Here is a 12,084-nt window from a genome sequence, read left to right as displayed (position 1 = left end):
AAAAGCGGTGATCGGCGCCGTCATGCACAAAATGACACATCTTATTTACGGAGTGCTCCGTACTGGCAAGCCCTTCGATCCAAATTATTTAACCAACGGGCTTGCTATTCAAGACGGTATCTGACCCGCTTTGGTTTGAAGAGTACATGAAACCGGAAGGCCGGCTCAGCTTAGTCGCGGATCTCCAGAGCGCGATTGAGGCTGAGCGCAGCCAGTGAGCAAGCCGCACCAGACAGCAGGTAAAAGCTGACATAGGCCAGGCCGAAATGGGCTGAAAGGCCGAGCGCCACCAGCGGCGCAAAGCCCGCGCCGACCAGCCAGGACAGGTCGGAGGTAAGGGCGGCGCCGGTATAGCGATACTTTGCCGGGAAATTGGCGGTGACGGCGCCAGCTGCCTGGCCATAGGACAGCCCAAGCAAGCTGAAACCCAGCAGGATGAATAGGTTCTGTCCAAACTCGCCGCCGTTCATCAAGGTCGGCACAAAGGCGCTGAGCACCGCGATCAGTACGGCGCAGCTGCCTAGGGTGGTGCGGCGGCCGAAACGATCGGCAATCAGGCCGGAGGCGATTACGCCGAGCGCCATGAGCCCGGCGCCGATGACTTGGATGATCAGGAAATCACTCAACGAGCGCATCGAATACAAGGTGATCCACGACAGCGGGAACACGGTGACCAGGTGGAACAGGGCGTAGCTGGCCAGTGCAGCCAAGGCGCCGATGATGACGTTACGCCCTTGCGAGCGGGTCATTTCGAGGGCGTTGGTCGGTTCCAGTTCGCGCTCATCGAGCAGATGGGCGTATTCCGGGGTCGATACCAGGCGCAAGCGGGCGAACAACGCCACTACGTTAATCGCAAAGGCGACGTAGAAAGGATAACGCCAGCCCCAGTCAAGGAAGTCTTCAGTGGTGAGGTTCGACAGCAGGTAGGCGAACAGGCCGCCGGCAATTACGAAACCCACCGGAGCGCCCAGTTGGCCCAGCATGGCGTACCAGCCGCGCTTGTTCTGCGGTGCATTCAGCGCCAGCAGCGAGGGCAGGCCGTCCCAGGAGCCCCCCAGTGCCACGCCCTGGCCGATGCGCAACAGCGAGAGCAAGACGATTGCGGCAAAGCCCAGATGCTCAAATGTTGGCAGAAAGGCTATCCCGGCCGTGGAAATCCCTAGAATGAAGAGTGCCGCCGTCAACTTGACTTCGCGGCCGAAACGTTGCTGGATCGCCATGAACAGCACGGTGCCGAAAGGTCTTGCAAGAAAGGCAAAAGAAAAGATGATGAATGCATAAAGCGTCCCTTCCAGTCTCTGCTCGAATGGGAAAAACACCGAAGGGAACACCAGAACCGAGGCCATGGCATAGACGAAAAAGTCGAAATATTCAGACGCGCGGCCAATAACTACGCCGATAGCGATCTCGCCGGGGGCGATTTTTGAATGATCCGATTTGGCGTTTCGCGCATCGCCAATGGCCGAACGCGACGAGAAATTGGCGGGGAGTTCGCCATTGCGGCTATGAGTGCTGGTCATCATAATTTTGTCTCTTAGTGGGTTTCTATTAATGGCCATGCCAACTGGCCGTGTCGAACCCTTTCCGCTCTTGCTGGTCAGGGTAGGACAAAACGTCCAATCGCCAACGCATACCAGTGAGTGTACATTATCACGATCTGATAGTTTCGACGGGACTTTTCCTCCATGGTTTCACTCATATTGCGGCGCGGACTGCTCCTTCTTCCCCTCATTTTGCTGGCTGGCTGCGATACGGTGCTGATGAATCCGTCTGGCGACATCGCTTCCCAGCAGGGCCGCCTCATCGTTATTTCCACCATTCTGATGTTGCTGATCATCGTGCCGGTGATCGCTCTGACCATCTGGTTTGCCTGGCGCTACCGCAAAAATAATACCGCAGCACGCTACGAACCGGATTGGGATCACTCGACTCAGCTCGAACTGGTGATCTGGGGTGCGCCGCTGCTCATCATTATTGCTCTTGGCCTGATCACCTGGATCAGCACCCATACCCTGGATCCATATCGGCCGCTGTCGCGCCTGGACGCGAATCGTCCGATTCCGGCCGACGCCAGGACACTGACGGTTGAAGTGGTGGCGCTGGACTGGAAATGGCTGTTCATCTATCCGGAACAAGGGATTGCTACCGTCAATGAGCTGGCAGCGCCGGTCGATGTGCCGATCCGTTTCAAGATTACCTCATCGGCCATCATGAATTCGTTCTTCATCCCGGCATTGGCCGGCCAGATCTACGCCATGCCGGGCATGCAGACTTCCTTGAATGCGGTGATCAACCGGCCGGGCGAGTTCGACGGTTTCTCGGCCAACTACAGCGGCGCCGGATTTTCGGACATGAAGTTCAAATTCCACGGCATGACCGCGGAGAATTTCGAGCACTGGGTGCAAACCACCAAGGCCGCCAGCCGCAAACTGGACCGTGCCGACTACCTGCAGCTGGAAAAGCCCAGCCAGAAGGAGCCGGTACGCTACTACGGCGCGGTCGACCCTAGCCTGTATCACGCTATCCTGAATCGCTGCGTCGAGCCGGGCCAGATGTGCATGGACCAGATGATGGCTGCCGACGGCGGCCACAGCATGGATATCGCGCACGAGGCCAAAGAGCCGGCTCAAGAACTGGCTAAAGAACCCGCCAAACACCATGAATAAACGTTTGCAACAAGAGCCGGCGGCGCTCCGTTCTGCCTGCAGCGGCGCTGTCGTATGTGCCGCGTTTCACTTTTTCACCGGAAAGTAACGATGCTAGACCATATTGATCTGACCAAGCTGATCTTCGGCCGTCTCACCTGGGAAGCGATTCCCTATCACGAACCGATCCTGCTGGCGACCTTTGCCATGGTGGCGATCGGCGGCGTCGCCGTGCTGTGGGCGCTGACCCATTTCCGCCTGTGGGGCACTTTGTGGCGCGACTGGTTTACCAGTATCGATCACAAGAAGATCGGCATCATGTACATCGTGCTGGGCCTGGTGATGCTGCTGCGCGGCTTCGCCGACGCCTTGATGATGCGCGCCCAGCAGGCCTTCGCCTTCGGCGATTCGGCCGGCTTCCTGCCGCCGCATCACTACGACCAGATCTTTACCGCGCACGGCGTGATCATGATTTTCTTCGTCGCCATGCCGCTGGTTACCGGCCTGATGAACTACGTGGTGCCGCTGCAGATCGGTGCGCGCGACGTTGCATTCCCATTCCTGAACAACTTCAGCTTCTGGATGACCACTTTCGGCGGCGGCCTGGTCATGGCGTCGCTGTTCGTCGGCGAGTTCGCGCGTACCGGCTGGCTGGCTTATCCGCCGCTGTCAGGCATTCTTGCCAGCCCGGATGTGGGGGTCGATTACTATATCTGGGCCTTGCAGATTGCCGGGGTAGGGACGCTACTGTCCGGCATCAACCTGATTGCGACCATCGTCAAGATGCGCGCGCCAGGCATGAACATGATGAAGATGCCGGTATTCACCTGGACCGCCTTGTGCACCAACGTCCTGATCGTAGCTGCATTCCCGGTGCTGACCGCCGTGCTCGCCATGTTGTCGCTGGACCGCATCGTCGGCACCAATTTCTTCACCAACGACATGGGCGGCAACGCCATGATGTATGTCAACCTGATCTGGATCTGGGGCCATCCGGAAGTCTACATCCTGATTCTGCCTGCGTTCGGCATCTTCTCTGAAGTGGTTTCCACCTTCAGCAGCAAGCGCCTGTTCGGCTATACCTCGATGGTTTACGCCACCGTGGTGATCACCATCCTGTCATATCTGGTGTGGCTGCATCACTTCTTCACCATGGGTTCCGGCGCCAGCGTCAATTCTTTCTTCGGCATTACCACGATGATCATCTCGATCCCGACCGGCGCCAAGATTTTCAACTGGCTGTTCACCATGTATCGTGGCCGCATCCGTTTCGAACTGCCGATGCTGTGGACTATCGGTTTCATGATCACCTTCGTCATCGGCGGCATGACCGGTGTGCTGCTGGCAGTGCCGCCAGCCGATTTCGTCTTGCACAACAGCTTGTTCCTGATCGCCCACTTCCATAACGTGATCATCGGCGGCGTGCTGTTTGGCATGTTTGCAGGGATTAACTACTGGTTCCCGAAAGCTTTCGGCTACAAGCTGGATGATTTCTGGGGCAAGTGCTGCTTCTGGTTCTGGACTATCGGTTTCTACGTCGCCTTCATGCCGCTCTACGTGCTGGGCTTGATGGGCGTGACCCGCCGTCTCGGCCACTTCGAAGATCCATCGCTGCAGATCTGGTTCCAGATCGCCGCGGTCGGCGCGGTATTGATCGCGCTCGGCATCGGCTCGTTCGTGGTGCAGCTGATCGTCAGCTATCGCCGCCGCGACGCACTGCGCGATACGACCGGCGATCCATGGGGCGGCCGTACCCTGGAGTGGTCGACCTCGTCGCCGCCGCCGGACTACAACTTCGCGTTCACGCCGAAGGTGTATGACAACGACGCCTGGACCGACATGAAGAGCGAAGGCTACGCCCGGCCGCAGGATGGCTTTGTGGCGATCCATATGCCGAAGAACACCAGCGCCGGCATCATCATTGCCGGGCTCAGCGCAGTCCTGGGTTTTGCCCTGATCTGGCAAATGTGGCTGGTGGCGGGTCTCGGCTTTGCGGCGATGCTGGCAGCGATCATCATCCACACCTTCAATTACAACCGCGATTACTACATCTCGGCGGACGAAGTCGTCCGTACCGAGGGTGAACGCACACGCTTGCTGGGCAGCCATGTCTGAGATTACACAAACTTCCGTCGACGCCTTGAGCGCGAATACGAGCTCGCGCTTTTTCGTGCGCGAGCACCATCCAGAAAACGGCACTTTGCTCGGCTTCTGGCTGTACCTGATGAGCGACTGCCTGGTGTTCGCCTGCCTGTTCGCGACCTACGCCGTACTCGGCCGCAATTACGCCGGCGGCCCGACCGGCGCCGAACTGTTCGACTTGCCGCTGGTGGCCGTCAACACGGCGCTGCTGTTGCTGTCGTCGATCACCTACGGTTTCGCGATGCTGGAGATGCAGCGCAAACGCACCGGCAGCACTTTGGCCTGGCTGGCGGTGACCGGCGTACTGGGCGCCTGCTTTATCGGCTTCGAACTGTATGAATTCGCGCACCTGATCCATGAAGGCGCAGGACCGCAACGCAGCGGTTTCCTGACTTCGTTCTTCGCGCTGGTGGCCACCCACGGCCTGCACGTCAGCTTCGGCATCGTCTGGCTGATCACGCTGATGTTCCAGGTCAACCGCCACGGCCTTACCCCTGAAAACGGCAGGCGCCTGATGTGCCTGTCCATGTTCTGGCACTTTCTGGACGTGGTCTGGATCGGCGTCTTCACCTTTGTCTATCTGATGGGAGTCTTGCCATGAGCGGGCATCAAGAACATCCGGCGCGCAATGCCGGCCACGGCCATGACGGTCACGACAGTCACCACGACGGCCACGGCCACATGCATGCCGACCACGGCAGCCTCAAGAGCTATACCACCGGCTTCGTGCTGGCAGTGATCCTGACAGCGATTCCGTTCTGGCTGGTAATGGGCAAGGTCTTCGACAAGTCCAGCACCACCGGCATGGTTTTGCTGGGCTTTGCCGCCGTCCAGATCGTCGTGCATATGGTGTATTTCCTGCACATGAACACCAAATCCGAAGGCGGCTGGTCGATGCTGGCGCTGATCTTCACGGTGATGCTGGTATTCATCATGCTGAGCGGTTCGCTGTGGGTGATGTATCACCTGAATCACAACATGATGCCGGGCATGATGTCTGAGGAAACCGTGCCGGAATCGATGCACGACATGTCTAACATGCCAAAAACACACAGCATGAACGATATGCAAAATATGCAACACATGCAACATATGCAATGAACCAGGCGCCACGCGGCACAGTGACGGACGGCAAGGGCGCAGCATCGGTTGCGCCCAGGTCCCGCTCCACAACCGTGCTGCTGGTGCTGGCCATCTGCGCCGGGTTGGCGTTTGCCGGTTTTGTTGCATTAGGAACCTGGCAGCTCAAGCGTCTGCAATGGAAACTCGATCTCATCGAACGGGTTGAGCAAAGAGTACACGCGCCGGCCGTCGCCGCGCCCGGCCCCGAGCGCTGGCGGCAGATCAATGCCGATGCCGACGAATACCGGCATGTGCGCCTCAGCGGCAAATTCCTGTATGCACTCACGGCCAAGGTCCAGGCTTCGACCGAACTGGGCAGCGGCTTCTGGCTGCTGACACCGCTCCTTACCGCCGACGGCAGCGTGGTGCTGGTCAACCGCGGCTTCAATCCCGCCAAGGCCGGCGATCAGTACCAAAGCGTTGACAGCGCTGCGCCGGAGCTTGCTACGGTGAGCGGACTGTTGCGCATGAGCGAGCCCGGCGGCGGCTTTCTGCGGCACAACGATCCTGCCGCCAATCGCTGGTATTCACGCGATGTGCAAGCCATTGCGGCGGCACGCGGCTTGTCCCGGGTTGCGCCTTATTTCGTCGACGCCGACGCCGCTCCAGCCTCTGCCGCCCAGCAAGCTGACGGCAAGCGTCCGGTCGGCGGCTTGACGGTAATCGCCTTTCACAATAATCATCTGGTTTATGCTCTCACTTGGTATGCTCTTGCCTTGATGGTGGCGGGCGCCTGCTTTTGGGTGGGGCGCGAGGAGCGGAATTTGCGCCGCAATGCCGGCGCCAGTACCGATGATATCGACCGTGAAAGTGAAGATGGCAAGTAAAATTGATATTCTTGCAAATGCAGACGAATTGAAACAGCGCTGGACCGTGGCGGCCAACGTTGAAAACGCCGCAGGCCACAAGAACATGCTGCAGCTGATTCAGCTGCGCTGGATTGCCGTGGTCGGGCAGATTACCACCATCGCTATCGTGATCCTCGGTTTCGGCATCCAGCTGCCGCTGCCGAATATGCTGAAAGTGCTGGCATGCCTGGTGGCGTTCAACATCGCCAGCCATCTGCGCTGGCATGAGCGGCGCATGGCGACCAACGGCGAGCTGTTTCTGGCGCTGCTGGTCGACGTCGGCATCCTGACCGCCCAGCTGTATCTGAGCGGCGGCACCACCAATCCTTTTGCATTTCTCTATCTGCTGCAAGTGATTCTCAGCGCCGTTCTGCTGGAAACCTGGTCGACCTGGACCATGGTCGCCATCACCAGTGCTTGCCTGGCCGGTTTGTCCTTGTTTTCCGAACCGTTGGCGCTGCCTGTCGATCATGGCACCGGTGTCTCCACTTTGTACGTGGAAGGTTTGCTGATTTGTTTTGCGTTGAATGCCGCTTTGCTGGTGTTTTTCGTCACCCGCATCGGCCGCAATCTGCGAGCCGGCGCTGCCCAGCTGGCCGATTTGCGCCAGCGCGCGGCCGAGGAAGACCATATCGTGCGCATGGGTCTGCTGGCTTCGGGCGCGGCCCACGAACTCGGCACTCCGTTGGCCACCTTGTCGGTGATCCTGGGCGACTGGCGGCGCATGCCCGAGTTCAGCAAGAATAGCGAACTGCTGGAAGAGATCAGCGAAATGCAGGCCCAGCTGCAGCGCTGCAAGAGCATTGTCAGCGGCATCTTGCTGTCAGCCGGCGAGGCGCGCGGCGAATCGTCCGTGAAGACCACCATCAGCACTTTCTTGAACGACCTGGCCAAAGAGTGGTGCGCGACCCGGCCGATTGTTTCGTTTGCCTATGAAAACCGGATCGAGCAGGATATGCCTGTGGCATTCGATTCCGCCCTCAAGCAAATGATCTGCAATGTGCTCGACAATGCGCTCGAAGCCTCGCCGCAATGGGTGAGTCTGGAAGCGATTCGGGAAGGCGATGCACTGATCTTGCTGGTGACCGACAGCGGCCCCGGTTTTGCGCCGGCGATGCTGGCGCAGCTGGGCAAGCCTTACCAGTCGAGCAAGGGACGGCCCGGCAGCGGCCTGGGGCTGTTCTTTGTCATCAATGTCGCCCGCAAGCTGGGCGGCACCGTGACCGCCCGCAATCGCGAGCAGGGCGGGGCGCTGGTCCAGCTCACCTTGCCGCTGGCCGCGATAAGCCTTGAAGAGGAGCCACAACATGGCGGCTGATCGTCTGCTGCTGATCATTGAAGACGACGCCACTTTCGCGCGCACGCTCGGGCGTTCGTTCGAGCGCCGCGACTATACCGTGCTGCTGGCGGCCAACCTGGAGCAGGCCGCCGCGCTGCTGCGCCAGCATTCGCCGGGTTATGCGGTAGTCGATCTCAAGCTGAGCGACAATAGCTCCGGCCTGGCTTGCGTGCAAATGCTGCACAAGCATGATCCCGCCATGCTGATCGTGGTGCTGACCGGTTTCGCCAGCATCAACACGGCGGTAGAGGCAATCAAGCTTGGCGCTTGCCAGTATCTGGCCAAGCCGTCCAATACCGACGATATCGAAGCCGCCTTCGGCCATGTCGCCGGGGTTGCCGAGATTGAGCTGAGCACCCGTTCGACGTCGATCAAGACTTTGGAGTGGGAGCGGATCCATGAAGTGCTGGTAGAGACCGGCTTCAATATCTCGGAAACCGCGCGGCGCCTGGGAATGCACAGGCGCACGCTGGCGCGCAAGCTCGAAAAACAGCGTATCAAATGAGCGCTGCGAATAACAGACCCTAGCATAAGCCACCACAATACGGGAGCCGCCTTGTAAGTAGCGATACATGATTAACACTATAAGCAGCTTCCTCGCACCGGAAACGGGCGAGGCGGCAAGAGCGGCTGATCAATTCAGCCATTTTCCATCTGCTTATGGAGTCTCATATCATGTCTGCTATCTTGTCTCAGCATCCTGTCACCAAAGAAAACGAAGTAGAAGCTATCCCATTTCCGCTGGTTTATTTACGGCCACGGCAAGCCAAAACGTTCCGCCATTCGATCGATGTTTACCTGAAAGACTCGAACGCCACCGGAAATATTTATTTTGCGCGGCATTTCGAGTGGCAAGGGATCTGCCGCGAACGTTGGTTTTTCGAGTGCATTTCCGCCGACATGCTGCAATCGCTCGGGGTCTTCATTACCAAGGAGGCGCAACAGCAGTATGTATGCGAGACATTTGCGTTCCAGAAGATTGAGTGCGAGGTGAATACTTTCGCCATCAAGCAATGCTCGTTTTCCTTGTCGTTTCGATTTCTGGTGGATGGCAAACTGGTCGCGACCGGTCATCAACAAATAGTTTTCGCCAACAAGGAAAAAAAAATCTCGCGTTTGCCTGAACACATTCTCGAAAAAATCCGGGAATATGAAATCGATAAAGCGGAATAAGGGAGTAGCAGCTTGTCTGGCTGGCCCCTAAGCTAGACGCCAGGCGGAGGAGGGATAGCAGTGTCTTTCTCCGTCCGGCGCAGTTCCGATTCCGCAGGCATCTCGCCCGATGTGTTTTTCACCACCGGGAATTCCAAAGTAAATGTCGTATATTGCCCGGCCACGGAATCGCACAGGATGCGGCCGCCGAAAGACGACATCACCCGATGGCAAAAGGTGAGCCCGACACCGGTGCCGCCGCTTTCTTTAGTCGTAAAAAAGCCGTCGAAAATATTCGGCAGCGCATCTCCTGCAATCCCGGTTCCCGTATCGCGAAAGTACAGGCGATTGACGCTCTTGCCGCGCGCCGTCGATATGTGGATCTCACCCTTGCCGGCAACCTTGATTGCGTACAGCGCATTTTTCAGCAAATTGAAAAATACCAATATCAAGAGCGTATCCGAACCGTAGAATCGAAACTCCTCGGTAACGCTAACAACGATGTGCTCCCTTTCCTCGCGGTCATAGGTGTAACGATCGATTGCCTCGGTCAGGCAGTGTCCTATGGCGTGCCGGGCAAAGCTGGCTTTGTCGATTTGATCCATTCTGATGGACGCCAGCATCATGTCCAGCACCGCGCTGGTGCGGTCCACTTCATGGGTCAGCGTCTTTCCTATGGTGGCGAGATAGCTCACCGCGAACGGCGGCAGAGAGGATTCGCAAAGATGGTTCGCAACTGCCAGCTCATAGCTATGCAGAAGTGTCGGTATGTATTTACTGATGCCCTGCGCCTGGTTGCGGATAGAGAGCAGCGGCGTGCGCATCTCGTGAGCAACGCTGGCGGCAATCGCCATCGGGTTGAACAAGCCGTACTTCACAATTGCGACGGTGAAGATGCCAAGGCTGACGGCGATGAACAGGACACCCGGCGGATAGAACTCGAAACCGTAATTGCACAGGTAATCGACCGCCGCAAAAAAATAAGTGAGTATGCCGGCGATGCACAAGCGCAGCCTGACGCGTTTATTGGGCGGCGCGTGTCGTTGCTGAAGAAAAGTGATGTAGAGACCGCGATTTACCACCACCACCGTTTGCAGCACATGAATCGGATGGAGCAGCCCTGCTTTAGGATAGTAGCCCCAGAAATATTCATAGAAGCCGGCAACGAAGAGGTCGCTGCCAAGCAGAAAAACCGCCAGGATCGAGGCTATTCCATACGACAGGTAGACCAGATGGCGCTCCCCCGGACGATCCGAAACTTCGGTCAGGAAATGGTACAAGCTGGTCGGTAAAAACAGGATCAGCAGATAGCCGAATTTGATCAGGAACATCGCCAGGCCCGGCGTATGAACCTGAAATAACACAGCCCAGGTACCCTGCCAAAACGCAGAAGTGATGCACAACGCGGAAAAACTGACGCCGATACGGGTAAAGCCTTGCGTGCAGACCACGTACAAGCCATAACCCAGAAATACGGACGCGACTAAGGCGGGCAATATTGAGTACATTGGCGATGTTTAAGGATGGGTATCCACGTGAGGAGGTTGCTCATTATATAACTCGTAACGCTGCATCAAGTCTGGCCGGGATAGATCTGCGCAAACTACGCTATTTCTGATTCGTACAATACGTTGCAATAAGTTGCAGTGGGGAAATATATCATTCAAATGTCACGAATGGCGTTTTACCGGTGGATTATAACCACCGATTCTGAACGCCCTCGATTAGCTGCCACGCGTACACTGGCGCCGAGCCCTGTCGGAGAAAAAAACAATACAGAAAATTACGTGCCGATCGCGTGCTAATCACGATGACTCAGACCGCGGGCGGACCGGCTATATTCAAAGGCAAACCTTTGAATTGCTTACGTAACGCGGCGTCTGGAACGCCTCCGACCGCGATCCGCGAAAAAACTGCTGCGAAGGCAGTTCATCTAGTGCCGCAGTTGCGTTATTCGAAAACCATTTAGAGAGGCGCTAGTCAGCCGCAGGCATCGTTGCCTGCCGCCAGCGCTTTCAAGGCCGGCAGGTCCAGCAATTCCAGGTTGCGGTTGCTGACTGCAAGCAGACCGTCCTTCTTCAGCCTGGACAGCAGGCGGCTGATGCTTTCTATGGTCAGGCCGAGATAGTTGCCGATGTCTTCGCGTGTCATGCGCAACTGAAAATTGGTGGACGAATAGCCACGCGCTGCATAGCGCGACGACAGATTCACCAGAAAAGCCGCAAAGCGCTGTTCGGCGCGCATATTTCCTAGCAACAGAATGACGCTTTGCTCACGGGTGATTTCCTTGCTCATGATGCGATGGAAATGACGCAACAAGGCGGGAATGTCGCTGAATAATTCTTCCAGGCGGGCAAACGGGATTTCGCAGACTTCGCTATCTTCCAGAGCCATTGCATCGCATTGATGCATGTCGGTGCTGATCGCATCCATGCCCAGCAGTTCGCCGCTCATTTGAAAACCGGTGATTTGCTCGGCGCCGTCGGGATTGGCCTGGTAAGTCTTGAATTGGCCGACCCGCACTGCGTAGAGGGCCGTGAATTTATCGCCGATCCGGTACAGGACGCCATCGCGCGGCACACGGCGGCGGCCGATGATGCCGTCCAGCCGCTGCATGTCGGACTCATCCAGACCCATCGGCAGGCAAAGCTGGTGCATGCTGCAAGACAAGCAGCTGCTGCGCAGGGCGGTGACATCCAGCAGTGGTGCTGCACGGGCAGTGACTTGATTCATGGCGTGGTTCGATAGTGGGCGCGGCGTTGCAAATCCGCGACCGGCTATTTTACCTCACCGTCATGCGCCGCAGAACGGCGCGCAGCCGGCCCAAAGCCGGCCG

At 57.6% G+C, this 12,084-nt stretch carries 11 protein-coding genes; 8 read left to right on the top strand and 3 right to left on the bottom strand.

Annotated elements, in window-relative coordinates; genetic code table 11:
• Nucleotides 1-170: 170 nt before the first annotated feature.
• The gene (locus KHU33_RS17820; RefSeq protein ID WP_211465352.1) at nt 171-1,520 is read right to left on the bottom strand and encodes an MFS transporter; all 1,350 of its coding nucleotides are present in this window, start codon (nt 1,518-1,520) and stop codon (nt 171-173) included.
• Nucleotides 1,521-1,685: 165 nt separating this feature from the next.
• Between KHU33_RS17820 and cyoA the strand changes: the two genes are divergently transcribed.
• The 8 genes from cyoA to KHU33_RS17780 all read left to right on the top strand — a co-directional run bounded on the left by cyoA (nt 1,686) and on the right by KHU33_RS17780 (nt 9,269).
• Nucleotides 1,686-2,666 carry a ubiquinol oxidase subunit II gene (gene cyoA, locus KHU33_RS17815; RefSeq protein ID WP_230414359.1) on the top strand — a complete coding sequence of 327 codons (981 nt, stop codon included), beginning with the start codon at nt 1,686-1,688 and terminating at the stop codon, nt 2,664-2,666.
• Between the two features lie 90 nt (nt 2,667-2,756).
• Nucleotides 2,757-4,760, top strand: coding sequence for a cytochrome o ubiquinol oxidase subunit I (gene cyoB, locus KHU33_RS17810; RefSeq protein ID WP_211465345.1), 2,004 nt, complete (start codon nt 2,757-2,759; stop codon nt 4,758-4,760).
• Nucleotides 4,753-5,388, top strand: a complete 636-nt coding sequence (gene cyoC / locus KHU33_RS17805; RefSeq protein ID WP_211465338.1) for a cytochrome o ubiquinol oxidase subunit III — start codon at nt 4,753-4,755, stop codon at nt 5,386-5,388. The genes cyoB and cyoC overlap by 8 nt, the downstream gene beginning before the upstream one ends.
• Nucleotides 5,385-5,888 carry a cytochrome o ubiquinol oxidase subunit IV gene (gene cyoD, locus KHU33_RS17800; protein WP_211465337.1) on the top strand — a complete coding sequence of 168 codons (504 nt, stop codon included), beginning with the start codon at nt 5,385-5,387 and terminating at the stop codon, nt 5,886-5,888. Before cyoC ends, cyoD begins: the two co-directional genes overlap by 4 nt.
• Entirely contained in the window at nt 5,885-6,736 is an 852-nt protein-coding gene (locus KHU33_RS17795; RefSeq protein ID WP_211465335.1) for an SURF1 family protein, read from the top strand. The genes cyoD and KHU33_RS17795 overlap by 4 nt, the downstream gene beginning before the upstream one ends.
• Nucleotides 6,726-8,075, top strand: a complete 1,350-nt coding sequence (locus tag KHU33_RS17790) for an ATP-binding protein (RefSeq protein ID WP_211465333.1) — start codon at nt 6,726-6,728, stop codon at nt 8,073-8,075. The genes KHU33_RS17795 and KHU33_RS17790 overlap by 11 nt, the downstream gene beginning before the upstream one ends.
• Nucleotides 8,065-8,601 (top strand): response regulator transcription factor, encoded by a 537-nt coding sequence (locus KHU33_RS17785; RefSeq protein ID WP_211465326.1) that lies wholly within the window; start codon nt 8,065-8,067, stop codon nt 8,599-8,601. Before KHU33_RS17790 ends, KHU33_RS17785 begins: the two co-directional genes overlap by 11 nt.
• A 170-nt stretch (nt 8,602-8,771) precedes the next feature.
• On the top strand, nt 8,772-9,269 hold the full coding sequence (locus KHU33_RS17780) for an acyl-CoA thioesterase (RefSeq protein ID WP_211465325.1): 498 nt from the start codon (nt 8,772-8,774) through the stop codon (nt 9,267-9,269).
• Nucleotides 9,270-9,301: 32 nt separating this feature from the next.
• Here the strand turns inward: KHU33_RS17780 and KHU33_RS17775 are convergent, their stop codons facing one another.
• Both KHU33_RS17775 and fnr read right to left on the bottom strand, forming a co-directional pair.
• The gene (locus tag KHU33_RS17775; protein ID WP_230414358.1) at nt 9,302-10,744 is read right to left on the bottom strand and encodes a sensor histidine kinase; all 1,443 of its coding nucleotides are present in this window, start codon (nt 10,742-10,744) and stop codon (nt 9,302-9,304) included.
• Nucleotides 10,745-11,228: 484 nt separating this feature from the next.
• Nucleotides 11,229-11,981: a fumarate/nitrate reduction transcriptional regulator Fnr gene (gene fnr, locus KHU33_RS17770; RefSeq protein WP_211465321.1), complete on the bottom strand. Its 753-nt coding sequence runs from the start codon at nt 11,979-11,981 to the stop codon at nt 11,229-11,231.
• Nucleotides 11,982-12,084: the final 103 nt, after the last annotated feature.

This window comes from Collimonas silvisoli, assembly GCF_018305005.1.
Lineage (GTDB): Bacteria > Pseudomonadota > Gammaproteobacteria > Burkholderiales > Burkholderiaceae_D > Collimonas > Collimonas silvisoli.
The sequence above is the reverse complement of the archived record's forward strand: the minus strand, read 5'-3'. Positions and strand labels throughout refer to the sequence as shown.

Excerpts from the sequence above, each read along its gene's own strand:
- KHU33_RS17820 (WP_211465352.1), bottom strand. The coding sequence starts at position 1,520 with ATGACCAGCACTCATAGCCGCAATGGCGAACTCCCCGCCAATTTCTCG.
- cyoA (WP_230414359.1), top strand. The coding sequence starts at position 1,686 with ATGGTTTCACTCATATTGCGGCGCGGACTGCTCCTTCTTCCCCTCATT.
- cyoB (WP_211465345.1), top strand. The coding sequence starts at position 2,757 with ATGCTAGACCATATTGATCTGACCAAGCTGATCTTCGGCCGTCTCACC.
- cyoC (WP_211465338.1), top strand. The coding sequence starts at position 4,753 with ATGTCTGAGATTACACAAACTTCCGTCGACGCCTTGAGCGCGAATACG.
- cyoD (WP_211465337.1), top strand. The coding sequence starts at position 5,385 with ATGAGCGGGCATCAAGAACATCCGGCGCGCAATGCCGGCCACGGCCAT.
- KHU33_RS17795 (WP_211465335.1), top strand. The coding sequence starts at position 5,885 with ATGAACCAGGCGCCACGCGGCACAGTGACGGACGGCAAGGGCGCAGCA.
- KHU33_RS17790 (WP_211465333.1), top strand. The coding sequence starts at position 6,726 with ATGGCAAGTAAAATTGATATTCTTGCAAATGCAGACGAATTGAAACAG.
- KHU33_RS17785 (WP_211465326.1), top strand. The coding sequence starts at position 8,065 with ATGGCGGCTGATCGTCTGCTGCTGATCATTGAAGACGACGCCACTTTC.
- KHU33_RS17780 (WP_211465325.1), top strand. The coding sequence starts at position 8,772 with ATGTCTGCTATCTTGTCTCAGCATCCTGTCACCAAAGAAAACGAAGTA.
- fnr (WP_211465321.1), bottom strand. The coding sequence starts at position 11,981 with ATGAATCAAGTCACTGCCCGTGCAGCACCACTGCTGGATGTCACCGCC.